Consider the following 25,800-nt stretch of genomic DNA (forward strand, 5'->3'; position numbering starts at 1 on the left):
CCATGCACCCCAATCCCGCCTTCCGCAAAGCCGAGACCGGCCAGAACTTGGCCTTCGCCCGCAGCCGCGCCTTCGGCACCCTTGCGATCAACGCCGAGGGCGGACCGCTGATCTCCCACGTTCCGTTCCTGATCGCTCCGGACGGCCGGTCGGCGGACCTGCACCTCGTCCGCTCCAACCCGATCCTCCGCCAGCTTGCCGCGCCCCAACCTGCCGTCATCGCTGTGACAGGACCGGATGGATACATCTCTCCCGACTGGTACGGCGTGGACGACCAGGTACCGACCTGGAACTACATTGCAGTCCATCTTCGCGGTCAGCTTTCGACACTCGATGCCGGCGACATGCGCGACATGCTCGACCGTCAGTCCGCCGCCTACGAAGACCGGCTACCCAAGCATCCCTGGACCACCGGCAAGATGACGCCGGACGTCCTGAACCGGATGATGCGCCAGATCGTACCCTGCCGGATGGCGATCGAGAAGATCGACGGCACCTGGAAGCTGGGCCAGAACAAACCGGACGAGGTTCGGGGCGCCGCGGCAGGCCACCTGACCGACAGCAGCATCGGATCGGAGCTCGATGCCCTGGCCGGACTCATGAGGGACCCGCCCGCATAGACAGCCCCAGCGGCTTTCCCTAGCGTCGCGGCAGCTGAGGGAGGATTCGATGCAGCTCTTGACCGCCGACGCGTCACCGTTTGCCCGCAAAGTCCGCGTTCTGATCCGGGAGGCCAACCTCCTCGATGCGGTCGAGGAGGTGCCGGTCATGACCGGGCCAACCGCGCCAGACCCGACGGTCGTCGCGGCCAACCCTCTGGGAAAGATCCCGACGCTCCTGCGGTCGGACGGGCCCGCAATCTATGACAGCCGGGTCATTACCCGTTTTCTCAACGACCATGCGGCCACGGGTTTCTATCCGGCGAATCGCCTCTGGGATGTCCTGACGCTCGAAGCGACGGCGGATGCGATGATGGAGGCAAGCGTCCTGCGCGTCTATGAAGGCCGTGTCCGCCCTGAAGGGATGCGGTCTGAGGATTGGCTTGAGGCGCAAAAGGGCAAAGCCGACCGTGCACTATCGGTCATCGAGGCGCGCTGGATGTCCTTGATGGAAGGTCCCTTGCATATGGGCCAGATCGCGGTCGGATGCGCGCTCGGTTATCTCGACCTGCGCTTCCCCGATGAAGACTGGCGGGGGTCGAACCCGACCCTTGCCGCCTGGGCCGCAAGCTTTGCGGAGCGCGAAGCGATGGACGCGACCCAGCCATCGTGAGTCGCACCGAGCCCGCCCCGACAAGCGAGGGCAAAGTCAGAAGCTGTAGCTGATCCCGAAATTCAGCGCGTTGGTCACGATATCGGTCTCAAGCGTTCCGCCACCGTCCAGATCCGCCTCGTTTGACGAATAGGTCGCTTTGTACTCGCCGAAGACGCCCCAGGTTTCGTTGATGTCGTAGGAGACGCCCGCCAGAACCATCGCCGCGGGGCCTGTCAGCTGATACTCGAATGTATCGTTCTCGCCGTCCTCGGCGTCCACATGCGGCACTGCCACACCCAGACCGCCACCGATGTAAGGCGTGAACGGTCCCCACGCATCGGGAAAACGGCGAAAGACGTTTGCCGTGATGATGTTCAGGCCGTCCGTCAGCTCCAGCGTCTCGAACCCGGCGTCGCGAAGGTCGTCTTCGTCGCCATAGACCTTCGTATGGTTAAGCTCGACACCGAAACCCAACGTGTCGCTCGTCCACCACATTGCGCGGATGCCGTAATAGGGCGGCGCCTCGAACGGCTTTCCTTCCCATTCGATCAGCTGGTCGAACTCGCCATTCGCGTTCTCGCCCTCGATCCGGCTATGTGGCGCGCTTTGCGTCCCGAGATAGACGCTCAACTCGAACTCGGCAGAGGCCGGCAGGGCCACGAGACATGAGAGGGCGATGAGGGGCGCGCGCATGGCGTTTCTCCGAATCTGAGCATATCTTTTTGATGTAGGCAGAAGGATCTCCACCGGCAACCTGCACCACACTCGTTTTGCAATCAGCGCTCAGCTTCGGCGGCTGCGCGCCATTGTCGTCTGGACCTTACAAGGCCACCGTTCTAAATAGCCGCTCAAATCGCGTCGTGCGCGACTCTTTGCCCATGACGCCTGCCCGACGAGTGTAGGAGCAAATACCGCCCATGTCACATACCGACGACACGCAGGCCACGCGCCGCGACTTTATCTATTACGCCACGGCTGGCGCTGGGGCAGTTGTTACGGGCGCTGCCGTCTGGCCGCTGATCAACCAGATGAACCCATCGGCCGATGTGCTCGCGCAGGCATCGATTCCCGTCGATGTGTCGGGCGTCGCGCCTGGCACGCAGATCACGGTCCTCTGGCAGGGTAAGCCCGTCTTCATCCGCCTCCGCTCAGAGGAAGAGATCGCGGCCGCTGATGACGTCGACGTCTCAAGCCTGCCCGACCCCGATGCGCGTAACGACAATCTTGAGGCGGGCACCCCTGCGACGACCGAAAACCGGGTCATCGGCGAAAACGGTGAGTGGCTCGTGATGATGGGTGTCTGCACCCACCTCGGCTGTGTCCCGCTCGACAATGCCGGCGATTTCGGCGGCTGGTTCTGCCCATGCCACGGATCGCACTACGACTTGGCAGGCCGGATTCGCCGCGGGCCCGCACCCGAAAACCTCCCTGTTCCCGTCGCGACGATACTCGACGAGTCAACGATTCAACTCGGTTAAAGGAGACGATCCAATGGCCGGAATTCCACACGATCACTACGAACCCAAGACACGCGGCGAAAAGTGGGTTGAGTCCCGCCTGCCCATCATCGGGCTGATCTACAACACCCTGATGATCCCGACCCCCAAGAACCTCAACTGGATGTGGATCTGGGGCATCGTCCTGACGTTTGCGCTGGTTCTGCAGATCGTCACCGGGATTGTGCTGGTGATGCACTACGTGCCGCATGTCGACATGGCGTTCGCCTCGGTCGAGCATATCATGCGCGACGTGCAGGGCGGTCACATGATCCGCTACTTCCACATGAACGGCGCATCGCTGTTCTTCGTAGCGGTCTACGCCCATATCTTCCGGTCGCTCTACTACGGCTCCTACAAGGCCCCGCGTGAGGTGACGTGGATCATCGGCAACCTGATGTTCCTTCTCATGATGGCCTCCGCCTTCATGGGCTACGTTCTGCCATGGGGTCAGATGTCGTTCCACGGCACCGCGGTGATCACCGGCCTCTTCGGCGCGATCCCCTTTGTGGGCGAGGCCGTTCAGACCTGGCTCCTCGGCGCATCGTCGGTCGGCCAGCCTGCGCTCAACCGCTTCTTCTCGTTGCACTACCTGCTGCCGATGTTGCTGCTCGGTCTGACGATCGTCCACATCTGGGCCTTCCACTCGACCGGCAACAACAACCCGACCGGTGTCGAAGTGCGCCGCACGTCGAAAGAAGAGGCAGAGCGCGATACGCTGCCGTTTTGGCCCTATTTCGTCATCAAGGACCTCTTCGCACTTGCGGTTATCATGGCCGTGTTCATGGCGATCGTCGGGTTCATGCCGAACTACCTTGGCCACCCCGACAACTATGTGGAGGCCAACCCGCTGGTCACGCCGTCACATATCGTACCCGAATGGTACTTCCTGCCCTTCTACGCGATCCTGCGGGCCTTCACGCCGGACGTCTGGCTGGTGATGTTCGTCGACTGGATCACGTTCGGCGTCGTCGACGCGGCCTTCTTCGGCGTGCTCGCGATGTTCGGCTCGCTGGTCGTGCTCGCGCTCGCACCGTGGCTCGACACCTCGTCGGTCCGCTCGGGCCGCTACCGACCGATGTTCAAGTGGTGGTTCGCCTTGCTGGTCGTCGACTTCTTCGTCCTGATGTGGGCGGGCGCCATGCCGGCCGAAGGCATCTACCCGATCATTGCCCTTGTCGGCGCCGCTTACTGGTTCGCCTACTTCCTGATCATCCTTCCGCTGCTTGGCGTTATCGAGAAACCGATCGCTCAGCCGCGCACCATCGAGGATGACTTCCGGGCACATTACGGGCCGGGCGACAAAGCCGCCGCTCAGCCAACCCCCGCCGAATAAGAGAGGACGATCATGATCCGCACGACACTTACCGCGGCGCTGCTCGCCCTTGGCCTGACCGGCGCCGTTCAGGCGGCCGGTAGTGACGGGGAAGTCATCAATTACGAGTTCCCCTTCGAAGGGCCCTTTGGCAGCTACGACCAGATGCAGCTCCAACGCGGCCTGCAGGTCTACACAGAGGTCTGCGCTGCTTGCCACGGCCTGAGATACGTGGCCTTCCGGAACCTTCACGACGAAGGCGGGCCGGGACTTCCCGAAGACCAGGTCGCGGCCTACGCCGATTTCTACGAGGTCTGGGACCCGGCGCTCTTCGACGGCGAAGGGGATTTCCGCCCCGCAACGCCGAACGACCGGTTCCCGGAATCGGCCCTTTCCAACGCGCCCGACCTCAGCCTGATGGCCAAGGCCCGCGCCGGTTTCCACGGCCCCTACGGCACCGGGATAAACCAGTTCTTCAAGGGGATGGGGGGCCCGGAATACATCGCCTCGCTCCTCACCGGCTATACCGGCGAAGACAAGGAAGAAGCTGGCGTGATCCTCTACGAGAACACCGCCTTTCCGGGCGGCTGGATCTCGATGGCGCCCCCGCTTTATGGCGATGATGTCGTCTATGAGGATGGCTCGCCCGCGGACCTCGAATCGGTTTCGAAAGACGTGGCTGCCTTCCTGATGTGGACGGCAGAGCCCAAGCTCAATCAGCGCAAGCAGGCTGGCCTGACAGGCGTCATCTTCCTGTCGATCCTCTCGGTCCTGCTCTACCTGACCAACAAGCGTCTCTGGGCGCCCGTCAAGGCGCGCACCAAGAACGGAGAGTGATCCGGCCATTCATAACGTGACAAGGCGCGCCGAACGGCGCGCCTTTTGCGTCCAAGGGTACGCATCCGAAGCTAACCCGACCTCCTCATCGCCTCCCCAGATACGCCGCCAGCTTAGGCGGCGGATCCTCCAGCAACTGCGGCGTTGGCACCGGCGGCGCCGCAACGCCATCGGCGACGAAAACCGCCTCCTCTGACAGCCTCACGGCATCGCGAGGGTCGTGCGTCACCATGAGCACTGTCGCGCCTGTTTCTTCGGCGAGCTCCGCAACCAGATCCAACATCTCATCCTTCAGCGCTGGGCCGAGCGCCGCAAAGGGCTCGTCCAGCAAAAGAAGCGGCCGCCGCATGACAAGCACCCGCGCCAGGGCGGCCCGGCTTTGCTGCCCGCCAGAAAGCGACCCCGGCTTGCGTGATCCAAAGCGACCCAGCCCCACACGATCAAGCGCCGCATCGGCAGCCGCCTTGTCATCAGGCGCCAAACGCAAATCCGGGCGCAGCCCAAGCCCGACATTCTGCCCCAAGGTGAGGTGTGTAAAAAGATTGTTGTCCTGAAACAGCATCGCCACAGGCCGCTTGGCAGGTGGCAAACCATCAATCCGCTCTCCCTGCCAAAGTATGGCGCCCTCGTGCTGGACGAAACCGGCGATGGCGCCAAGCAGTGTTGACTTTCCCGCACCGGATGGCCCGATCACCGCCACGCGACGGCCCGCCTGAATGTCTAGCGATGCCGTCAGGCGGAACGACGGGAATGCGATCTCAACCGCGTCAAACGTCAGCATCAAGGCGTCCACCCCGATCGAACAACCAGAAAAGCGCGACGCTCAGTGTAAGAAGGAGCAGGGCCGCGCCCCCCGCAGCCTCTGTCCGGTAGCTGCCCATGAGCTGGTAAACCGTGAGCGGCAGTGTTGCATTCTCCGTCCCTGCGAAAAGCGCGATCACTCCCAGATCCCCCATCGACAACGCCGCCGCCAATCCTGCGCAAAAGCCCAGCGGGCGCCGCAGCCGCGGAAAGGTCAGCCACCTTAGCCGCGCCCAACCCGTCATCCCCAGGGCATCGGCCAGCGGCCCATAGCCTTTTTCGATGTCACGATAAGCCGGTGCAAGAAGCCGGACCGCAAAGGGCAGAACCATCATCGCGTTGACGATAGTCGTCAGTGGCAGCGCTAGGGCGCTCGGCGTCGCAAGCGGCGCCAGCCAAAGGAAAAGCCCGGCCCCGACGACCAGGCCCGACACGGCAAGCGGCAAGGCACCCAACGCCTCGACCCAGCGCGCCCCCCGCGCCCAGACAATCAACGCGACGGCAACGCCCAGCGCCAAGGCCGTCGCCGCCAGCGCGACAATGACAGAGCGCAGGGCGGCCTCCCACACGCGGCCGGGCAGCTCGGCCAGGCCCGGCACACCCGTCGCAACGATGGCAAGAAGTGGCGCACCAAGAAAGATCGCAGCGAACACGATCCAGGCATAGTCCCACCAGCGTGCATCCCGTCGCAAAACGTCCCGGCCGCGCCCGATCCCCACGCCATCCCCCAAAGGAACCCGGCCCGCAACGATCAGGGCCGCAATGCACAGCGCGATCTGCACCAGCGCCAAAAGCGAAACCCGCCCGAGATCGAATTCGAACCGGAACGCCTGATAAATCGCGAGCTCGACAGTCGTGGCTCTCGGTCCGCCCCCCAACGTCAGCGCAACGGCAAAGGTCGTGAGGCAAATCAGAAAGATCACAACGGCCGCGCCGGGCACGACCCTGACAAGCATGGGCCGTTCGAGAAGCTGCCAGACCGATCCCCCCAGGCTTTCCACCAGCCGAAAGCGCTCCGCCGGGATCGCCTGCCACCCCTGCAACAGAAACCGGACGGCAAGCGGCAGGTTGAAAAAGACATGCGCCAGGATCACGCCGTGCCATCCGTAGATGCCGATCTCCACACCGAAGAGGCCCAAACCGTCATTGAGCCATCCCTGTCGTCCAAAGACAGCAAGAAGCCCCAGAATCGCGACGATCGTCGGCAAAATGAACGGCGCGCCCAGAAGCGCGATGTACAGCCCGCGGCCGGGGAAGGTCTGCCGTGACAACGCCCGCGCGACCGGCACCGCCAGCCCAACCGAAACCGCGGCGGAAACCACAGCCTGCCAGACCGTGAACCGCACGGCGAGCCAGTCGGCACGGACAAGGCCGCCGTCCCAGTCCGCCCGCCAGACGACAGCGGCGAGCGGCCCGAAAACAAGCGCGATGACAAGCGCCGCCGCGCCCCAGCCGAAAAGGCGCGTCACCGCGTCAGCGCCGACCGCCAGGTTTCGATCACCTCATCCCGCAGGGCTGCGGCTTCTTCTTCGGTGTAGAACAGCGCGGTCTCCGGCTCTGGCAAGTTGCGGAACACTTCCGGCCAGTCGTCCTTCGGCAGCTTCGCGGGGTAGGACCAGTTGCCTTCCGGAATGATCTCCTGAAAGGCCGGGCTCAGAACGAATTCCAGGAAGGCATCAGCCAATTCCGGCTGGTCGGTACCAGCCACCTTGGCCACAAGTTCGGCCATGAAGTAGTGCCCCTCGTCGAAGATCGCGGCGACCTTGGTATCGTCCCCCTCCTCCGAGATGTGGTAGGCGGGCGAGGTGGTGTAGCTCATCACCATGTCGGCCTCGCCACTGGTGAACAGCCCATAGCTCTCCGACCAGCCCTTCGTCACGGTCAGGATGTTCGGTTCCAACGCCGCCCAAGCGTCGGCCGCCTCGTCGCCGAACACCGCGTTGACCCAATAGGCCAGGGCAAGACCCGAAATCGAAGAGCGTGGATCCTGGATCACGATCCGCAGATCCTCCACCTCCAGCAGCTCTGCAAAACTCTCCGGCGGATCGCTGACGACATCGGTATCGTAAACGAACGCCGTGTACCCCCAGTTGAATGGAAAAAAGACCTCATCGGTCCACTCGATGGGCAGGCTCATATCGCTGGTATCCAGACCATGCGGTGCAAAGATCCCAAGCTCCCGCGCTTGCGCGGCCACATCGGTATTCAGCCCCATCACCACGTCTGCCGCGGTCCGTCCGCCTTCCAGACGCAGCCGGGTCAGCACCTCGGCGGCGACGAACTCGACCTCGCCGCAGCCGCAGGTTTCTTCGAACGCCGCCTTGATCGCCGGGGTCGGGCCCCATTCTGTACCGAAATACTCCGGCACATACACCGTCAGCGGCTCCGCCGCCGCAGCACTCGCACAAAAGACAAAAGGTAAAGCCAGACGCATATCTTCCTCCATAACGCCCGGACGAAAGGGGGCATGTGGGATATGCCTCTCACCTTCCCTCCGCCGGTCCTAGCCGGTTCAGGTTCAACGGGTTCACGTGTCGCATCTCAGCCCGTCCGGGCACCCCGAGGTAAGCCGATACCTAATCCGCCCCCTTGCCGCCCGCAACCCCGGCGCTTACGAGAAGATCCATGTCCTACAACACCTTCGGTCACCTCTTCCGCGTCACCACCTGGGGCGAAAGCCACGGTCCCGCCCTCGGCGCCACCGTCGATGGCTGCCCGCCTGGCATCCCCCTGACCGAAGACGACATCCAGCCCTGGCTCGACCGCCGCAAACCCGGTCAGTCCCGCCATACCACCCAGCGGCGCGAGGCCGATCAGGTGCGCATCCTCTCCGGCACCTTCGAGGGGCGCACAACCGGCACCCCGATCCAGCTGATGATCGAGAACACCGACCAGCGCTCCAAGGATTACGGAGAGATCGCGACGACCTTCCGGCCCGGCCATGCTGACATCACGTACCACCTGAAATATGGCCTGCGCGATTACCGCGGCGGCGGCCGCTCCTCCGCCCGGGAAACCGCTGCCCGTGTCGCTGCCGGCGGCGTCGCCCGCGCTGTCCTTGCCTCGCTCGTGCCCGATCTCACGATCCGCGCCTACCTCACCCGGATCGGACAGAAGACCATCAACACCATCAATTTCGGCGAGATCGACCAGAATCCCCTCTTCTGCCCCGACGCAAAGGCAGCACAGGAATGGGAGCGCTACCTGGACGAAATCCGCAAATCAAAGGATTCCGTCGGCGCCGAGATCGAACTGACCGCCACCGGCACGCCACCCGGCCTCGGCGCCCCGGTCTATGCCAAACTCGACACCGACCTCGCCGCCGCGATGATGTCGATCAACGCCGTCAAAGGCGTCGAGATCGGTGAAGGCATGGCCGCCGCCCGCCTCAAGGGGTCTGAAAACGCCGACGAGATCCGGATGAGCCAAGGCGGCCCGATCTACAACTCCAACCACGCAGGCGGCATCCTCGGAGGCATCTCTACCGGCCAACCCATTGTCCTGCGTTTCGCAGTCAAACCCACCTCGTCCATCCTCACGCCCCGCAAGACGATCACCGAGACAGGCAAAGAGACCGAGATCATAACCAAAGGCCGTCATGACCCCTGCGTCGGCATCCGTGCCGTTCCAGTGGCCGAGGCGATGGCGGCTTGCGTCCTGCTTGACCATCTTCTTCTCGACCGTGGCCAGACGGGTGGCGAGCGCGGCAAGATCGCCCCTTAACCAAGGCTGCGGTTAACCTTAACGCCCGTGCGATAGAGAGGCTCAACCGATCTTTGCCTCCACAAATATCCCCGCCGGAGGCTCCCGCCGGCGCCACAATCCCTTTGGCCAAAGAAAAAGGGCCGCCCTTGGCGACCCTCCTAACGCACTAAAACCGGAAATCAGCTGTTGACGCTGTCCTTCAGCGCCTTCGCGATCGTCATCTTCACGACCTTGTCGGCGTCCTTTTTGATCTGCTCGCCCGTCGCGGGGTTGCGGACCATGCGCTCGGGGCGCTCACGGCAATAGATCTTGCCAACGCCGGGCAGGGTGACGGCACCGCCGCCGGACACTTCCTTGGTGATGATGTCGGTGATCGCGTCGAGCGCAGCGCCCGCGGATTTCTTGTCCGTTTCCATCTCTTCTGCCAGAGCGGCGACGAGTTGGGTCTTGGTCATCGGTTTGGCTGCCATTTACATGGTCTCCCTTTGGTACTGCCCTGCTGGGCCTCGGATGGCCTTTTCTAAGGGTATCTAGAGGCGCCACACAACAAGTAGTAAGGGCGAACAGGGGAGAAGACCCTATATATTAAGGGGCTTCTGAGGCTTTTCGGCCACTCAGAGGAAGGCCGTCTCCTCGAAAGAGCGTAGTTTCCGGCTGTGGATGCGCTCCAGAGGCATCTCGCGCAAGAGTTCCATCGCCCGGATCCCGATCAGAAGATGCCGCGCGACCTGCGTCTTATAGAAGTCCGAGGCCATGCCGGGCAGCTTAAGCTCTCCATGAAGGGGCTTGTCAGACACGCAAAGAAGCGTGCCGTAGGGAACCCGGAACCGGAACCCGTTCGCGGCAATGGTCGCGCTTTCCATATCCAGCGCAACCGCCCGGCTCTGCGACAGCCGCTGGACCGGCCCGCGCTGATCCCGAAGCTCCCAGTTCCGGTTGTCGACAGAGGCGACCGTGCCCGTCCGCATGATCCGCTTGAGTTCATAACCCTGCAGCTCGGTCGCTTCGGCAACGGCGCGCTCCAGCGCCACCTGAATCTCAGCCAGCGGCGGGATCGGCACCCAGACAGGCAAATCGTCGTCCAGCACCTTATCCTCGCGCAGATATGCGTGCGCCAAAACGAAGTCGCCAAGGCTTTGGGAATTTCGCAGCCCCGCGCAATGCCCCACCATGATCCAGGCATGGGGTCGCAGTACCGCGATATGGTCCGTCGCCGTCTTCGCATTGGACGGCCCGACCCCGATATTAACAAGCGTGATGCCTCCCTGACCTTCACGCTTGAGGTGATAGGCCGGCATCTGGGGCATCTTTGCAAGCGGCGCAATCGACGCCTCGGAATCTGTGATCTCCGTATTCCCGGTCGAGACGAAGCTCGTATAGCCGCTCTCAGGATCGGCCAGCATCCGGCGCGCATAGCTTTCGAACTCATCGACATAGAACTGATAGTTCGTGAAGAGGACATGGTTCTGAAAGTGCTCAGGCGCAGTCGCGGTGTAATGGGCAAGTCGCGCGAGAGAGTAATCGATCCGCTGCGCCGTGAACGGGGCCAGCGGTCCGGATCCATCCTCGTTCAGGTAGCCCATCCCGTTGACGATATCGTCGTTCGTCGTCGTCAGGTCCGGCACGTCGAAGACGTCTCGCAACGGAAAGTCCAGCGCCCCTTCCTGCGGGATCGTGACACCCGCATCATTTGTCACTGCGAAATGAACCGGGATTGGCGTCAGTGAGGGGCCGATCTCAACCGGGACACTGTGGTTTTCGATCAGCAATCTGATCTGCTGGGTCAGGTAATTCCGGAAAAGGTCGGGACGCGTCACGGTCGTCGCATAGGTGCCGGGCTCCGCGACATGGCCGAAACTCAACCGGCTATCCGTCTTGGCGAATGTCGTCGTCGTCAGCCGTATCTCCGGATAAAAGGCGCGATACCGGCGGTCCGGCTCCCCATGGGTAATGGTGGCAACGAACCGGTCGCGGACAAAGGCGGTGGCATCTTCATAAAGCCGAAGCAGGTGGTCGACCGCCTCTGCCGCATCGGTAAAGGGCAGGTGATCCCCCTGGTCCGGAGTTTCGATCGGCAGGTTCGGCCCCACATCCTTCATCGCATTGTCCATCATGGCCCCGTTGGGCCAGCGCATATCACTGCCGCCCATCACGTCCAATCCCGGATCGCTGTGCTGGGCGGCCCGGCCCTCTCAAGAGATTTTCTGCACTGCGGCGCTGACAGGAGTCCGACAAAAGTCCGACAGTGTGCAGCACCCCTATTCCAGCACATCCGTCAACTCGAACCGCGTCACGTCGACAAGACCCAGATCGCTGATCCTGAGTTCAGGAATAACCACCAGCGCCAGCAAGGAATGCTGCATGAATGCGTTGTTGAGTGTGCACCCACAGGCCTGCATCACGCTCACCATCCGATCCACTGCTGCCGCAACTTCTTTGGCGGGCCGATCCGACATCAGCCCCGCCACAGGCAGCTCAACCAAGGCCAATTCTTCACCGTCTTTCCAGACACTTACGCCACCTCCGACCTCACCCAGACGGTTTGATGCGGCGGCCATCAAGGCAGGATCCGTCCCCACCACGATCATATGATGGCTGTCATGAGCGACGGTAGAGGCGATCGCCATCCGTCCCTCATAGCCGAAGCCGGACACGAATCCATTGACCACACCGCCTGTCCCGCGGTGCCGCTCCACCAAGGCGATCCGGCAGACATCTCCCTCAGGCAGAACAACGCCATCGGCAACCGGCAAATCAGCTGTCAGAGCCTTTGTAGGCGCTTGATTTTCAACGACTCCGATCACTTTCGCAGTCACACGATTGGCCCCCTCAGGAGCCGGTATGCCGAAATCCTCAGCAACCAGACTTCGCCCCAGATGCACCGTCGTTCGGGCATGGTCGGGCCAATCCAGATGCGGACAATCAACCAAACATTCCCCACCCTCAGCCACCAACACACCCCGCGCCCAGACTTTTTCAATCGGCAACTCGCTCAAATCGCCGGTCAGGATCACATCCGCCCGTCGCCCAGGCGCGATACTCCCAAGCTCACGCTCAAGCCCGAAATGGCTCGCCGTATTCACCGTCGCCATCTGGAGCGCGATCAGCGGATCGCACCCGCAGGCTATCGCATGCCGCACGACCCGATCCATGTGACCATCGTCGACAAGCGTCTTGGCAAAGCAATCATCGGTGCAAAGTACCATGTTTCGCGGATCAAGTCCGCGCTCAGTCACTGCGGTGATTTGGCTTTCAACATCATACCAAGCCGAACCGAGGCGCAGCATTGCCCGCATTCCGGCCCGCATCCGGGCTATGGCATCCTCTTCGCGCGTTCCCTCATGATCATCAGCCGGTCCCCCAGCCGCGTAAGCATGAAATGACGGACCTAGATCAGGCGACGCATAATGCCCGCCGACCGTCTTTCCCGCCTGCTGAGTCGCTGCGATCTCTGCCAGCATCTTGTCGTTGCCAGCGATCACGCCCGGAAAATTCATCATTTCGCCCAAGCCAATGATGCCGGGCCAGGCCATCGCTTCAGCGACATCATCCGGCCCAATCTCTCGCCCCGTCGTCTCAAGGCCGGGCGCCGAAGGTGCGCAGGACGGCATCTGCATGTAAATCGAAACGGCCTGCATCAAAGCCTCGTCATGCATCAACCGGACACCGTTTAGCCCCAAGACATTCGCAATCTCATGGGGGTCGGCAAACATCGTCGTGGTCCCATGCGGGATCACAGCACGCGCGAACTCCGCTGGTGTCAGCATGCCTGACTCGATGTGCATATGGCCGTCGCAAAGGCCCGGGATCAGATATCTCCCTTGGGCATCGACGATCTCGGTTCCTTCCCCAGTGCAATGCGAAGCATCGGGTCCGACATAGGCAAAGCGCCCGTCAACGATCGCGATTTCCCAATCGAGGATCTCGCGGGTCTGAACAATCACGACGCGTCCACCGCGGAAGACCAGATCGGCTGCTGCCCGTCCGGCAGCAACAGCGATCAACTGGGCGGCCGAGTCCTGCCAGCTCTTCATCTTGTGTGTCATTGCAGCAGCATCCTCTCAGGCCAACGGGTTTGCAACGTATCATCTGCCCGTTCTCAATCACGCTCTGCCGCAGGCGGACTTCGCTCACTCGCTGACAAAAAGTGCCGCAGTGATGCGTCTGGAAAGACTTTGTTAAGAATTGAAGGGCATACCTTCCCAAGTCGGGTCTCCACACCCGCGCCATCCAGAGGATCCTGCCTGCGGTTCTCCCTCACGGAACCGCAGGCACAGCGGCCGCCCCGCCCGAACCACCACGGGCGGAGCGGCCCTTGTTCTATGGCCTGGCTGCGCCATAGTCTCGCAAATGAACTCTACTTTGTTATCTTTCGGCCATGGCTACTCAGCGCGGGCACTCGATCGCCTACTGATCCCGCAGGGCTGGACCGTCATTGGAACCACACGGTCTCCTGACAAGGCACAGAACCTAACAGACCGTGGTGTCGAGCCACTGATCTGGCCGGGAAACAGCCCAGTCTCTGCGCTGGAACGCGCAACCCATCTCCTGATCTCAGCTGGCCCTGATGAAAAAGGCGATCCGATCCTGCAGGAGTTGCGGGCCGAAATCGCAGGTAGGGCGTCCCACTTTCAATGGGTCGGCTACTTGTCGACGACAGGGGTCTATGGCGACCATGAAGGTGACTGGATCGACGAAATGACCCCTCTCTCTCCCGCCACAGAGCGGGGTAAAAGGCGCGTAGCGGCAGAAGCAGCTTGGGCGTCGATCCCCAAACTGCCGCTTCACATCTTCCGCTTGGCCGGGATCTACGGCCCGGGCCGCGGACCCTTCGCGAAAGTGCGCAGCGGAACAGCACGCCGGATCATCAAGAAGGGCCAGGTGTTTTCGCGCATTCATGTAGATGACATCGCCCAGATCCTTGCTGCCTCGATCGCCGACCCAGATCCCGGGGCGATCTATAACGTCTGCGATGATGATCCTGCACCACCGCAGGACGTGATCGCCCATGCGGCCGAGCTTCTGGGGCAACCCGTTCCACCTGCCATCCCGTTCGAGGACGCTGCTCTCAGCCCCATGGCAAGAAGCTTTTATGCAGAATCTAAGAAAGTCCGGAACGACCGGATCAAGACCGATCTTGGCATCAAGCTTCTCTACCCGAGCTATCGTGATGGGTTACCCGCGCTGCTTGCCCACGACCAAGAAGACGCCTGATCACCAACGCAAGGCCGGTGAAGACAAAGAAGAGCAAGAGCGCGGCCCCGAGATTACTGGCGTAGAAGACTATCCGATCGCCGAGATCGAGGTCGTTCAGAAACGGATAGGGCAGGCCGCTTGTAACCTCCCCACTCGGACGATCGTGCAGCCTTTGCACAATCAGTTCGGCCCATAGAACATATCCGCCAACGATGCCAAGGAGCCATATCAGGCCGTATCTGATTGTCCGGAAGCTTCGATGCAGGAAGAGGGCATCTATGACTTGAAGCGCGGGTCCGAGCCCGTGAAGATAAAGGTCGAGATGCCAAGCCGCGCGTATCCCATTCGCAGTAACCGATGTGGGATCATCGAAGTAAAGGCGCCAGTAAAGGATCACGACCATCGCGTTGATCACAGAGGTTGCGGCAACTGCACCACCCCACCGCCGCTCACTTCGGTTCTCCATGATGGCAATCATTCTGCTCGCACAGAAGAATGACAGGATGAGCGCCCAGAAGGTCAGATAGCGGAACGGGCCGACACCGCTGTTGTAGTCGGAAAACAGGATCAGACGGACTACATATCCGGCAGCCAGAAGAAACACGATCCAGCGATAGGTCAGAAGCGCAGCGCCCATGGCCCAAACCCTTCACTTGTAGAAAGGGATCCGTCCAGCCGAACCTTGCGTCTCGGCTTGCCGCACCACCAGATCTCCCCCATATCGCGTTGAAACCTAAGGACCGCAGCCGATGTCTCACCGCGACCGCCTCGCAGCCTTTCTTGATCGTGCCGATGTGCGAAATACGATCATCGGCATCATCCTTTTCAACTCGGTCCTCTTGGGTCTCGAGACCTCGGATACGGTGATGGGCGCGGCCGGGCCGCTTATCATGATGCTCGATCGGATCTGCCTCGCGATCTTCACGCTCGAGATTTTGGCAAAGATGTATGCCCGAGGGATTATCACCTTTTTCCGATCCGCATGGAACGTGTTCGACTTTTTCATCGTCGGCATCGCGCTGCTGCCCTTCGCGGAGAATGTTTCGATCCTGCGAGCCCTTCGCGTACTGCGGATCCTGCGCATTATTTCGGCCGCACCGCGCCTGCGCCGGGTCATCGAAGGGTTTCTCTCGGCGCTTCCCGGCATGGCGTCAGTCTTTCTGCTGATGGGAATGATCTTCTATATCGCTGCCGTGATGTCGACAAAGCTGTACGGCGATACCTTCCCGGACTGGTTTGGAACGCTCGGCCTTTCCGCCTATTCGCTCTTCCAGATCATGACGCTCGAAAGCTGGTCGATGGGGATCGTACGCCCGGTGATGGAGGTTCATCCCGGCGCTTGGGCTTTCTTCGTACCCTTTATCATGGTCACGACCTTCGCCGTCGTGAACCTGATCGTGGGTCTCATCGTGAACTCGATGCAGGATGCCCATCACGCCGAGGATACGGTTAAGACCGATGCCTATCGTGATGAGGTGCTTGCCAGACTCGAAGCAATCGAACGGCGCCTCGCAGACGGAAGACAGAACGAGGTCTAGTGGCCGGTCAAGCCCGCTTCTCCAGCGCGATCACGCCCAAGACATCAAGCACCTTTCGTTCGATATCTTCAGAATTCAGTCCGGCTTTCTCGTACATCTCACGCGGACCGGCTTGATCGATGAAGTCATCAGGCAAGACCATCGACCGGAACATCAGGCCGCGATCGAAAACGCCTTCTTCGGCAAGAAGATGCGCGACGTGACTGCCGAACCCACCAACCGATCCTTCTTCGATTGTGATGAGGGCCTCATGGTTTTCCGCCAAACCAACGATCAGTTCCTTATCGAGAGGTTTGGCGAAACGCGCATCTGCGATGGTCGGCGTGATGCCCTTCTGCAAAAGCGCCTCGCAAGCTTCGTTGATCTCCTTCAGGCGGGCACCGAAGTTGAGCAAGGCAACGCGCGAACCTTCGCGAATGATCCGCCCTTTCCCGATCTCCAAAGGCTCAGGCTTCTCCGGTATCTCTACACCGATACCTTCGCCGCGAGGGAACCGGAATGCTATGGGGCCGTCCTCGTAGTTCGACGCGGTCGCCACCATCCTGGCAAGCTCCGCCTCGTCCGCAGCGGCCATGACGACAAAACCTGGCAAGCACGACAGATAAGCCGTGTCGAAAGCGCCAGCATGGGTCGCGCCGTCGGCTCCGACAAGACCGGCACGGTCGATCGGAAAGCGCACGGGAAGACGTTGCAGGGCGACATCGTGAACGACCTGATCATATCCACGTTGAAGGAACGTTGAATAAATCGCGCAGAATGGCTTCATCCCGCCAGCAGCAAGACCGGCCGAGAAGGTTACGGCGTGCTGCTCCGCAATACCCACGTCGAAACAGCGCGATCCAAAACGGTCCATGAACTTGTTGAGCCCAGTCCCGTCCGGCATCGCTGCGGTGACAGCGCAGATCTTAGCGTCTTCCGCGGCGAGGTCGATCAGCGTGTTCGCAAAAACGGAGGTATAGGACGGGGCGTTCGACTTCGCCTTCTTTTGCTCGCCCGTCACGACGTCGAACTTGCTGACTCCATGACCGCGATCCCGAGCGTCCTCGGCCGGCTTGAAGCCCTTGCCTTTCTGCGTGATGGCATGGATCAGAATCGGGCCGTCGGCGCGGACCTTGACGGTGCGCAAAACGGCTAAGAGCTGATCCATGTCATGCCCGTCGATGGGGCCAAGATAGGAAAAGCCGAGTTCCTCGAAGAGAGTCCCACCGAAGGCGAAGCCCTTGACCATCTCCTTGGCGCGCTTCGCGCCTTCTTGAAAAGGTTGGGGCAGAAATGAGATCGCTCCCTTTGCCGCCGCCTTCAGTTCCTGGAAGGGCGCCCCGGCATAGAGGCGTGAGAGATAGGATGACATCGCTCCGACCGGAGGGGCGATGCTCATCTCGTTGTCGTTCAGGATGACAATCAGACGCTTGCCAAGGTGTCCGGCGTTGTTCATCGCCTCGTAGGCCATGCCAGCGCTCATCGCGCCGTCGCCGATCACCGCGACGCAATCGCCGATACCATGCTCGATCCGCCCTCCGAGATCCCGCGCTACCGCAAAGCCAAGCGCGGCACTGATCGATGTCGAACTATGCGCTGCGCCGAACGGATCGTACGGGCTTTCCGTCCGCTTCGTGAAACCGCTTAGCCCGTCTTTCTGGCGAAGCGTCCTGATCCGGTCCCGACGCCCCGTCAGGATCTTGTGGGGGTAGCACTGATGCGACACGTCCCAGATGATCTTGTCCCGCGGAGCATCGAAGACCGCATGAAGCGCGACGGTCAATTCAACAACGCCAAGCCCCGCGCCGAGATGGCCACCCGTCACACTTACGGCGCTGATCGTCTCGACTCGAAGTTCCTGCGCGAGCTGCTTCAACTCGCTGTCATTGAGCCCCTTCATGTCCGCAGGAACATGGACGCGATCAAGAAGCGGAGTGGCGGGGCGCTCTGACATGGCGGCTATCCTATCTGTCACGCTCGACCGCGAACCGGGCGAGCTCACGCAGAAGATCTGCATTTTCGTCGTAAGAGTGTAGCGCATCAATGGCGGTGTCGACTAGCTCGGTCGCGCGGCGCTTTGCCCCATCCAGACCAAGAAGCGAAACGAATGTCGCTTTCCCCCGCCCTTCGTCCTTTCCGACCGCCTTGCCTGTCGCGGATGGATCGCCTTCGATATCGAGCACATCATCAGCGATCTGAAAAGCGAGACCCAGTGCATCTCCGTAGGTCTTCAGAGGAGCTATGTCTGACGACATCAAGACGGGGCCAGCAGTGGCCGACCACGTTATCAGCGCGCCGGTCTTTCCCGCCTGCAGCTTTGTGATCTCATCGATCGACATTGGCTCGGCACGCTTCTCCGCGACAATGTCCATCTCCTGACCTCCGACCATGCCGTGGATCCCGGACGCCCTTGCAAGGCTGCCGATGAGGTCGGTTTTCTGATCCGCAATCAGGTCATCTGCATCTGCGATGAGTTGGTAGGCAATCGTCTGCAATCCGTCTCCCGCAAGAACGGCGATAGCCTCGTCCCATTTGCGGTGAACCGTGAGCTGCCCTCGCCTCATGTCGTCATCGTCCATGCACGGCAGATCATCGTGCACCAAGCTATAGGCATGGATCGCCTCGATGGCCCCTGCAACCGGCGCGATGGCATCGTTTGAGATCCCGTGCAGTCTTGCGCCTTCAGATACAAGGAAGGCGCGAAACCCCTTACCTCCGGCCGTGGAATAGCGCATGGCCTCCGCAACCTCTCCGTCGATATCGGCAAGCGCTATTCCGATAGCCCGCCGTGCCATGGCGCCAGCATCCGCCATGGCACTACTCAGATCCCTTCGCATCAATCCCCTACTGGCCGTCGAGCGGCGCGGTTCCGCTGGGCTGCCCTGCATCATTCAGTGTTATCTTGGCGACCTTCTCTTCTGCTTCCTTCAGCTTAGCCTCGCAGCGTGCCTTCAGCGCAGCCCCCCGCTCATAGAGCGCTATGGAGTCGTTCAGCGGAACGTCGCCCCGCTCGAGCTTACCGACAACCTCCTCCAGAGCCCGCATGGCTTCTTCGAAGGTCATCTCTTCAACGTTTTGGTCGCTCATCTCCCACGCTCCTCCAAGACTTCGACATGCGCTCTCACCGATGCGGCGAGAGCATCCAGATCATATCCGCCTTCCAAGGAGGAAACTACGCGGCCGCCACAAAGCTTCTCGGCAAGATCGCAGATGACGCCGGTGATCCACCGGAAATCTTCGGTATCTAGATCCGTTTCGGCAAGCGGATCATTTTGATGCGCGTCAAACCCAGCGGAGACAAGAATAAGGTCCGGTGAAAATGCCTCGACCCGCGGGACGACATGATTTGATACGATCGCGCGAAAGTCGCCGCTAGAGCATCCCCGGCGAAGCGGAAGGTTCAAGACCGTGCCATGCGGCCCGTCATCCGCAGCTTCGCCGGTTCCCGGGAAGAGCGGCACCTGGTGCGTGGAACAGAACAGGATGCGCGGATCGTCTTCCAGCAACGCTTGGGTTCCGTTACCATGATGAACATCAAAGTCGATCACCGCGACACGGTTCGCACCATGATGATCAAGGGCGTGCTTGGACGCGATGGCGACCGATCCCAAAAGGCAAAAGCCCATCGCCGTTGCCTGCTCCGCATGGTGTCCGGGCGGGCGGACGGCACAAAACGCATTGGCGACCTCCCCGCCCATGACCATATCGACGCCCTTCACAACCGCACCCGCGGCACGCCACCCAGCCTCCAAAGACTGAGGAGAGAGGAACGTGTCTGGGTCGAGTGCAACCAAACCGTTCTCTGGAACCGACCCGGCCAGATGGTCGAGGTAGCTCTTTGGGTGAGCCCGCAATACGTCGTCTTCCGCCGCAAATGGGGCGTCAACTCGCACAAGATCCATCAGCTCCAGCGCAGCCAGAACAGTTTCCAGACGAGCAACCCGTTCGGGATGTCCTGGCGGGGTCACATGGCCAAGGCAGGCCTTGTGCGAAATCAGCGCTGTGGCCACAAACCGTCCTCGCTCATTATGTTATGATATTGACCCGTCTCAGTCGGGTGCGAGCATATAGCCCGCCCCACGCACAGTCTGAAGATAGCGCGGTTGCTTCGGGTCCGCCTCGATCTTGCGTCGCAAACGGGTGATCTGCACATCAACAGCCCGCTCTTGTGCCTGACCATCATCACGCCCCAGCTCCTCGACCAGGCGCGTTCGGCTAAGCGGCTCGCCGGGACTTCCGGAAAAGATGCGCATAAGCTGGCTTTCCGTAGCCGTCAGCCGGACTGGATCGCTGCCTTGCCACATCTCCCCGCGCTCGATGTCATAGCGGATCTGGCCCAGGTGGATCACCTTCGGCACGCTTTGCTCAGGCTCTGTCGCCGGGACACGGCGCAGGATCGCGTTGATCCGAAGCAACAGCTCCTTCGGCTCGAAAGGCTTTGCCAGATAATCGTCTGCACCTGCCTCCAACCCGCTGATCCGCTCCTCCGTCTCTCCCTTCGCGGTCAGAAGAAGGATGGGCGTCTGCATCGTCTCACGTAGTGACCGGCAGAGCGTCAGGCCATCTTCACCGGGCATCATGACATCAAGAACGATCAGATCGAATTCCAAACCCGAAAGCACGCGGCGCGCATGCGCGGCATCTCGTGCTGACGTGACCAAAAAGCTATTGCGCATGAGGAATTTCTGAAGAAGCCCCCTGATACGCTCGTCGTCGTCGACGATTAGCAGATGCGCCTCTTCCATAACTCACTCCTCCTCACTCAAGGCATCATAACGATGCTTGAGATCCTGATCCATCATCGCCTCAAGAACGCGACGAAAGCCAGCAACCGCCTCAGGTCCCGCCGCGCGGTATGCACTTCTCATGCGGTTTCTTTGCGCGTCACTTAACTCCTGCTCAAGGAGTTGGCCGGCCTCCGTAAGGTAAAGGTGCCGCTCGCGCTTATCGCGTCGCCCGATCCGGCTGTCGACGAGACCATCGGCGACAAGCGTTCTCAAGACCCGGTTAAGCGACTGCTTCGTTACGCCGAGAATGCCAAGGAGGTTATTGACCGTCGTCCCGGGCGAGCGGTGGATGAAGTGAAGCGCACGATGATGGGCCCGCCCATAAGACTTCTCCGCGAGGATCCGGTCCGGGTCTGCGGTGAACCCGCGATAGGCAAAGAACATCGCTTCAATACCCTGCCGCAACTGCTCGTCCGTCAGAAACAGAAGGTTCGGACTGTTAGGAGAACTGCCGTGGTCCCTCATCACTCATTTCCTGTTCACCGTTTGCCAGAGAATACGTCAGCCTTATTGACATTCCAAGAGCGCGCTGATAGCCGAAAGCACATTTTGCGCAATTTTGTGTCCGATACGGACCTTCCAGCGCAATGTCAGACAATGGAGAGCTTCGATGACAGCCTACAATGATCGCGACGGGAAGATATGGCTCGACGGTGATCTGGTCGATTGGAGACAGGCAAACGTCCATATTCTGACCCACGCAATGCATTATGCCTCGTCGGTGTTTGAAGGCGAGCGCGCCTATGGCGGCAAGATCTTCGAAAGCCGCAAGCATAGCGAACGTCTTCACGCCTCGGCCCGGATGATCGATTTCGAGATCCCTTGGACGGTCGATGAAATAGAAGCTGCAAAGCAGGCAGTGCTCGCGGCTAACAATCTGACTGATGCCTATGTCAGGGCAATCGCCTGGCGCGGCGCCGGAGAGGATATGGGCGTTGCTTCGGCGCGGAACCCGGTTCGCCTTGCCATCGCGGCTTGGGAATGGGGCGCCTATTATGGCGACGCCAAGCTCAAGGGCGCTAAGCTCGACATCTCGAAATGGAAGCGCCCGTCGCCCGAGACGATCCCCAGTCACGCGAAGGCGGCCGGGCTTTATATGATCTGCACGATGTCCAAGCACACAGCAGAAGCAAAGGGATGTTCGGACGCGATGATGTTCGACTACCGCGGCTATGTGGCCGAGGCGACAGGTGCGAACATCTTCTTCGTCCGCGACGGCGAGGTGCACACCCCAAAGCCCGACTGCTTCCTAAACGGGATCACCCGGCAAACGGTCATCGGCATGCTGGAGGAGCGGCAGGTCAAGGTGCACGAGCGCCATATTCTGCCCGAAGAACTGGAAGGCTTCCAGCAGTGCTGGCTGACGGGAACGGCCGCAGAGGTGACACCGGTGGGCCAGATCGGTGATTACGCCTTTGAAGTCGGTCAGCTTACGAAGGATATCTCGGAAGGCTACGAAAAGCTCGTCAGAAGCTGAGGGCTCGGTCTTGGCCACCTGAGGTGGTCAAGACGGTCACGTCATACGGGCGCAATTCGAAACCTGCAGCCAGTTTCAGTTTGGCTGTGTTTCGAACATCCTGCCTCCTCGAGACGTCCCCCCCAGTCCGCGCGGATCCTCAACCTCTCGCACGCCACAAATTTCGGACACATCTCCGGTTAGGAGCGGAGAGCCGTCAGCGCCCTCGAGCAGGGCATCGCCAAGACTGGCCCCCGCAAAGAGAATAAAGACCCCCGTGAGCGCCTACTTCAAGGACGTCAAAGAGACGCCCGCGCATGGGCAAAGTATGGATCACTCACGGCCACACAGTCATCAATCAACCAATTATATCTCAACAAAGAATCCCGATAGATACAGGCGCCCACTCGACTGGGCAGCCTGCCATCGCGCAACCAAACTCCGGCTCGGTCGAACTCTCGACAGCGTATCAGCGCCACTCAGTCTTAGTTAACGGCAACGGCACATTAATCGGCATGCCGGTTTCCCGAGCGACGACAAATTGAGCTTCTAGCCAAAATGGCGGAATCGTGCCGCCATCGGGACAGGTGCATTTGCTAGGTCGGATCAAAGCGGCTAGCGATGGCGCAAGACACATCCAAGAAATGGGACGTCATCCGGGCGATCCCGTCATCTTAACCCATATATGGTGGGACCGACCGATGAGTGATGTGAACATTTACGCGAATCGTGACGCTCAACCCGAAATTCTTGCCGAGCGGATCGAACCAGGTGTTGGTTTCTACGCGGCTTATGGAAAGCGGCTGCTCGATATTCTTCTGGCCGTGATCTTGCTGCCCGTCTTCTTGCTGCCGATCGCGATCGCATGCTGGATTGTAAGCAGAGATGGTGGTCCAGCCCTCTTCGGCCACGTTCGTGTCGGGCAGTCGGGTCGCAAGTTTCGCTGCTGGAAGATCAGATCGATGGTCGTCGACGCGGACAGGCGTCTTGAAGAGCATCTTCGCGAAAACCCGGAAGCCGCGGAAGAGTGGGCTAGGGATTTCAAACTGCTTAACGATCCGCGGATCACGCCGCTTGGGAATTTCCTGCGCAAAAGCAGCTTGGATGAGCTGCCCCAGATCTGGAACGTTATCACCGGCGAGATGAGCTTTGTCGGCCCACGGCCCATTGTCGAAGCAGAGCTCGAGAAATACGGCAACCAAAGGGACGCCTATCTTGCAGCAGTGCCGGGCGTGACGGGCCTGTGGCAGGTGTCTGGCAGAAACGATATCTCGTACGAGACTCGGGTCGCGCTTGACATGGAATACCTGCAAAATCGCAGTTTCCTGAATGATCTCAAGATCATGGCCTCGACGGCCTCGGCCATGATCCGGCAATCCGGTCGATAACGGAAAAGACTTGTCGCGCCGACCGATCCGGCGCGGCAAGACCTCCGACTTCTCGCGCTGCTCCTTCGTGCCTCATGTCAGGAAAAGCGAAGCAGTATCTAAGTGGACCTCTTCGACTGCTTCAAACTCTACGCTCTCACAGTCGAGACGCTTGAGCGGAGCCTCTCGTGGCTCGGCAAGATGGCGCTCCGGATCGAAGGAGACTTCGGAGGACGGTCCCGGTCCGCTCTCTTATCTGCACCGCTGTACAAGCTGACGGAGCAACTCCGTACACTCATTCGACCCCTCTTAGCCACGTCGCAATCAGTTCCGAATGCCCCTCTTTCAGTCGCTCGACTGGAAAGTGTTCATCGAGATCGTCAAAAGTCGCGAACATCTCGCGGGATAATGACAGGGTGACGATCGGGCCGAAAACGATATGGAAAAAGACCTCACGATCCAGATGACGCAGCTGCCCAGTGTCTGTACCCTCATCGAGAATGCGGCCCAATAGAGCCTGCTGGGGGATGAGATAGTCTTGGTGGAAAGCCTGCGCCACGCTGGGAAATGTGCGGGAAACTTCAGCGATCAATGGCGACATACGACCAACCGGCGAAGCGACGATGCTGTCGTAAAGCGTAGAAATCGCACGCTCCAGTTTCTCAATCGGTTTGAGTTCACTGGTCTCGACGAGGGCCTCGAGATCATCGAGAGCCGACGCATAGCCGCGCGTGATGCAAGCGGCGAAGAGATCGTCCTTTCCCGGAAAGTGATGGTAAAGGCTCGCCTTTGTGACTCCGCAGGCATTCGCGACCGCGCTCATCGAGGTACCTGCGAAGCCGTTCTCTAGAAACAGGGACGTGGCGATCTCGACGATCTCGATCCGCCGCGCCGTACTCGTACTTTCTTTCGTTCCCGGCATTGACCTATCCGTCCCTACATCTATCTGCCCAACCGAATGGTCGGTTGACTGCTCTCGGGTCAGATAAGGTTTGAGGATGAACATGCAACAATGGGTCGTCTCCGTCGGAGGTCTTCTAGCTGCTTTGGCTTCCGGACTGGCCGTATCGGCAAATGAGCAGGAGGTTGCCGCGCCAATCTATGTTCGAACCGAATTGGTGAGCGCTCCAGGCGAAAGCGTTGAACGCCAGTTCTTCGGTCGGGTCGCAGCGCAGGACACTGTGTCGCTTGCGTTCGAGGTCGGTGGAGAGCTCACCAAGCTCAACGCGCTTGAGGGAACGTCGGTCTCAGCAGGAACGATCCTGGCCGAACTAGACGTCGACCCATTCGAGCGGGCAGTGGAGCGAGCCGAACTTCAACTTGCACAGGCAACTCGCGACGTGGAGCGGACCCTCATACTCGCTGAGCGAAATGTGGCCTCAGAAGTTGGCGCCGAGAACGCAGAAACGGCCCGAGACTTGGCAGAGGTCGCCTTGCGCGATGCGCGGGCCGCCTTGGCAGATGCACGTATCGTCGCGCCTTTCGACGGTTTGATCGCAGACCGTATTGCAAGTGCCTACACAATCGTCGAGCCGGGCCAGCCGATCCTACGCCTGCACGACATGTCCGAGATCCGCGTCGAGTTCGATCTTCCCGAACGGTTGCTGCGACAGGTCGGTGACCCTGAGCGCGTCAGCTTTGTCGGCCTGCGCCCAGGCGATGATGCCGAGCTTTCCCTGGAATTTCGAGAGTTCCGGGTCGAGACAGGCCCGATCGGGCAAAGCTATACGTTGTCACTGGCCATTACGGGCGACAACCTCCCCAGGCTCCTTCCGGGCCAGACGATGATCGTTCGCGCCGCTGTGCCCAATCCAGATCCGCGTCCCGCTCTACCTGCGAGTGCAATTGCAACGTCACCCGATGGACGCCAGATCGTCGTGGCGGTCGAGGCAGACGGCAACGGTCTGGTTGCCCGCCATATCGAAGTCGACGTCGAAGCGCCGCGCGGCAGCGTGTTGCTTGTCGCCGGGCTTGAGCCCGACACCGAGATCGTCGCGGTCGGCGCTCATGCAGTTCCAGATGGAGCGCGCTTGGTGCGCTACCCCGGGCTTGTTCAAGGGACGGAGTAA

General features: G+C 60.7%; 26 protein-coding genes and 1 riboswitch. Of the genes, 11 read left to right on the plus strand and 15 right to left on the minus strand.

Annotated elements, in window-relative coordinates; genetic code table 11:
- Positions 1-2: 2 nt before the first annotated feature.
- Both AADZ90_RS02440 and AADZ90_RS02445 read left to right on the plus strand, forming a co-directional pair.
- Positions 3-620 carry an FMN-binding negative transcriptional regulator gene (locus AADZ90_RS02440; RefSeq protein ID WP_367309353.1) on the plus strand — a complete coding sequence of 206 codons (618 nt, stop codon included), beginning with the start codon at positions 3-5 and terminating at the stop codon, positions 618-620.
- A 49-nt stretch (positions 621-669) separates the two neighbouring features.
- On the plus strand, positions 670-1,272 hold the full coding sequence (locus AADZ90_RS02445) for a glutathione S-transferase (protein ID WP_367309352.1): 603 nt from the start codon (positions 670-672) through the stop codon (positions 1,270-1,272).
- 36 nt (positions 1,273-1,308) lie between these two features.
- On the opposite strand, the gene AADZ90_RS02450 is transcribed toward AADZ90_RS02445, so the two are convergent.
- Positions 1,309-1,947, minus strand: coding sequence for an outer membrane protein (locus tag AADZ90_RS02450; protein ID WP_367309351.1), 639 nt, complete (start codon positions 1,945-1,947; stop codon positions 1,309-1,311).
- Positions 1,948-2,171: 224 nt separating this feature from the next.
- Between AADZ90_RS02450 and petA the strand changes: the two genes are divergently transcribed.
- The 3 genes from petA to AADZ90_RS02465 are packed head-to-tail and all read left to right on the plus strand — an operon-like array spanning position 2,172 to position 4,902.
- Positions 2,172-2,732, plus strand: coding sequence for a ubiquinol-cytochrome c reductase iron-sulfur subunit (gene petA / locus AADZ90_RS02455; protein WP_367309350.1), 561 nt, complete (start codon positions 2,172-2,174; stop codon positions 2,730-2,732).
- A 13-nt stretch (positions 2,733-2,745) separates the two neighbouring features.
- On the plus strand, positions 2,746-4,086 hold the full coding sequence (locus AADZ90_RS02460; protein WP_367309349.1) for a cytochrome b: 1,341 nt from the start codon (positions 2,746-2,748) through the stop codon (positions 4,084-4,086).
- Positions 4,087-4,098: 12 nt separating this feature from the next.
- Positions 4,099-4,902 carry a cytochrome c1 gene (locus AADZ90_RS02465; RefSeq protein WP_367309348.1) on the plus strand — a complete coding sequence of 268 codons (804 nt, stop codon included), beginning with the start codon at positions 4,099-4,101 and terminating at the stop codon, positions 4,900-4,902.
- Between the two features lie 85 nt (positions 4,903-4,987).
- On the opposite strand, the gene AADZ90_RS02470 is transcribed toward AADZ90_RS02465, so the two are convergent.
- From AADZ90_RS02470 to AADZ90_RS02480, 3 genes are read right to left on the minus strand one after another with little or no spacing between them, the layout of a single operon-like run.
- Complete coding sequence (locus AADZ90_RS02470; RefSeq protein ID WP_367309347.1) at positions 4,988-5,683, minus strand: thiamine ABC transporter ATP-binding protein; 696 nt, start codon at positions 5,681-5,683, stop codon at positions 4,988-4,990.
- Positions 5,670-7,193, minus strand: a complete 1,524-nt coding sequence (locus AADZ90_RS02475; protein WP_411996964.1) for a thiamine/thiamine pyrophosphate ABC transporter permease ThiP — start codon at positions 7,191-7,193, stop codon at positions 5,670-5,672. Before AADZ90_RS02475 ends, AADZ90_RS02470 begins: the two co-directional genes overlap by 14 nt.
- A complete protein-coding gene (locus tag AADZ90_RS02480; protein WP_367309345.1) occupies positions 7,169-8,137 on the minus strand; it encodes a thiamine ABC transporter substrate-binding protein in 969 nt (322 codons plus the stop codon). Before AADZ90_RS02480 ends, AADZ90_RS02475 begins: the two co-directional genes overlap by 25 nt.
- A 38-nt stretch (positions 8,138-8,175) precedes the next feature.
- A riboswitch (TPP riboswitch) is annotated at positions 8,176-8,275 on the minus strand.
- Between the two features lie 53 nt (positions 8,276-8,328).
- On the opposite strand from AADZ90_RS02480, the gene aroC reads away from it, so the two are divergent.
- On the plus strand, positions 8,329-9,426 hold the full coding sequence (aroC, locus tag AADZ90_RS02485) for a chorismate synthase (protein WP_367309344.1): 1,098 nt from the start codon (positions 8,329-8,331) through the stop codon (positions 9,424-9,426).
- Positions 9,427-9,587: 161 nt separating this feature from the next.
- On the opposite strand, the gene AADZ90_RS02490 is transcribed toward aroC, so the two are convergent.
- The 3 genes from AADZ90_RS02490 to AADZ90_RS02500 form a co-directional block, all read right to left on the minus strand.
- The gene (locus AADZ90_RS02490) at positions 9,588-9,878 is read right to left on the minus strand and encodes an HU family DNA-binding protein (protein ID WP_367309343.1); all 291 of its coding nucleotides are present in this window, start codon (positions 9,876-9,878) and stop codon (positions 9,588-9,590) included.
- Positions 9,879-10,022: 144 nt separating this feature from the next.
- A complete protein-coding gene (locus AADZ90_RS02495) occupies positions 10,023-11,507 on the minus strand; it encodes an AMP nucleosidase (RefSeq protein WP_367309570.1) in 1,485 nt (494 codons plus the stop codon).
- A gap of 159 nt (positions 11,508-11,666) precedes the next feature.
- The gene (locus tag AADZ90_RS02500; protein ID WP_367309342.1) at positions 11,667-13,454 is read right to left on the minus strand and encodes an adenine deaminase; all 1,788 of its coding nucleotides are present in this window, start codon (positions 13,452-13,454) and stop codon (positions 11,667-11,669) included.
- A 304-nt stretch (positions 13,455-13,758) separates the two neighbouring features.
- Here AADZ90_RS02500 and AADZ90_RS02505 point away from each other — a divergent pair, with 304 nt between their 5' ends.
- A complete protein-coding gene (locus AADZ90_RS02505) occupies positions 13,759-14,622 on the plus strand; it encodes an SDR family oxidoreductase (RefSeq protein WP_367309341.1) in 864 nt (287 codons plus the stop codon).
- Here AADZ90_RS02505 and AADZ90_RS02510 read toward each other — a convergent pair.
- On the minus strand, positions 14,552-15,241 hold the full coding sequence (locus AADZ90_RS02510; protein ID WP_367309340.1) for an androgen-induced gene 1 family protein: 690 nt from the start codon (positions 15,239-15,241) through the stop codon (positions 14,552-14,554). The genes AADZ90_RS02505 and AADZ90_RS02510 overlap by 71 nt on opposite strands.
- Positions 15,242-15,353: 112 nt before the next feature.
- Here AADZ90_RS02510 and AADZ90_RS02515 point away from each other — a divergent pair, with 112 nt between their 5' ends.
- A complete protein-coding gene (locus tag AADZ90_RS02515; protein ID WP_367309339.1) occupies positions 15,354-16,142 on the plus strand; it encodes an ion transporter in 789 nt (262 codons plus the stop codon).
- 7 nt (positions 16,143-16,149) lie between these two features.
- Here the strand turns inward: AADZ90_RS02515 and dxs are convergent, their stop codons facing one another.
- The 6 genes from dxs to AADZ90_RS02545 are packed head-to-tail and all read right to left on the minus strand — an operon-like array spanning position 16,150 to position 21,373.
- Positions 16,150-18,075 carry a 1-deoxy-D-xylulose-5-phosphate synthase gene (dxs, locus tag AADZ90_RS02520; protein ID WP_367309338.1) on the minus strand — a complete coding sequence of 642 codons (1,926 nt, stop codon included), beginning with the start codon at positions 18,073-18,075 and terminating at the stop codon, positions 16,150-16,152.
- A gap of 10 nt (positions 18,076-18,085) precedes the next feature.
- On the minus strand, positions 18,086-18,934 hold the full coding sequence (locus AADZ90_RS02525) for a polyprenyl synthetase family protein (RefSeq protein WP_367309337.1): 849 nt from the start codon (positions 18,932-18,934) through the stop codon (positions 18,086-18,088).
- A 31-nt stretch (positions 18,935-18,965) separates the two neighbouring features.
- On the minus strand, positions 18,966-19,208 hold the full coding sequence (locus tag AADZ90_RS02530) for an exodeoxyribonuclease VII small subunit (RefSeq protein ID WP_367309336.1): 243 nt from the start codon (positions 19,206-19,208) through the stop codon (positions 18,966-18,968).
- The gene (locus AADZ90_RS02535) at positions 19,205-20,131 is read right to left on the minus strand and encodes a histone deacetylase family protein (RefSeq protein WP_367309335.1); all 927 of its coding nucleotides are present in this window, start codon (positions 20,129-20,131) and stop codon (positions 19,205-19,207) included. The genes AADZ90_RS02530 and AADZ90_RS02535 overlap by 4 nt, the downstream gene beginning before the upstream one ends.
- A 39-nt stretch (positions 20,132-20,170) precedes the next feature.
- Positions 20,171-20,866, minus strand: a complete 696-nt coding sequence (locus AADZ90_RS02540) for a response regulator (RefSeq protein WP_367309334.1) — start codon at positions 20,864-20,866, stop codon at positions 20,171-20,173.
- Positions 20,867-20,869: 3 nt separating this feature from the next.
- On the minus strand, positions 20,870-21,373 hold the full coding sequence (locus AADZ90_RS02545; protein ID WP_367309333.1) for a MarR family winged helix-turn-helix transcriptional regulator: 504 nt from the start codon (positions 21,371-21,373) through the stop codon (positions 20,870-20,872).
- Positions 21,374-21,518: 145 nt separating this feature from the next.
- On the opposite strand from AADZ90_RS02545, the gene AADZ90_RS02550 reads away from it, so the two are divergent.
- Entirely contained in the window at positions 21,519-22,385 is an 867-nt protein-coding gene (locus tag AADZ90_RS02550; protein ID WP_367309332.1) for a branched-chain amino acid aminotransferase, read from the plus strand.
- A gap of 680 nt (positions 22,386-23,065) precedes the next feature.
- Positions 23,066-23,752 carry a sugar transferase gene (locus tag AADZ90_RS02555; RefSeq protein WP_367309331.1) on the plus strand — a complete coding sequence of 229 codons (687 nt, stop codon included), beginning with the start codon at positions 23,066-23,068 and terminating at the stop codon, positions 23,750-23,752.
- Positions 23,753-24,026: 274 nt separating this feature from the next.
- Here AADZ90_RS02555 and AADZ90_RS02560 read toward each other — a convergent pair whose 3' ends face one another.
- A complete protein-coding gene (locus AADZ90_RS02560; protein WP_411996923.1) occupies positions 24,027-24,653 on the minus strand; it encodes a TetR/AcrR family transcriptional regulator in 627 nt (208 codons plus the stop codon).
- A gap of 196 nt (positions 24,654-24,849) precedes the next feature.
- Between AADZ90_RS02560 and AADZ90_RS02565 the strand changes: the two genes are divergently transcribed.
- Positions 24,850-25,800 (plus strand): efflux RND transporter periplasmic adaptor subunit, encoded by a 951-nt coding sequence (locus AADZ90_RS02565; protein WP_367309329.1) that lies wholly within the window; start codon positions 24,850-24,852, stop codon positions 25,798-25,800.

It is taken from the genome of Aestuariibius violaceus, assembly GCF_040779325.2.
Lineage (GTDB): Bacteria > Pseudomonadota > Alphaproteobacteria > Rhodobacterales > Rhodobacteraceae > Aestuariibius > Aestuariibius violaceus.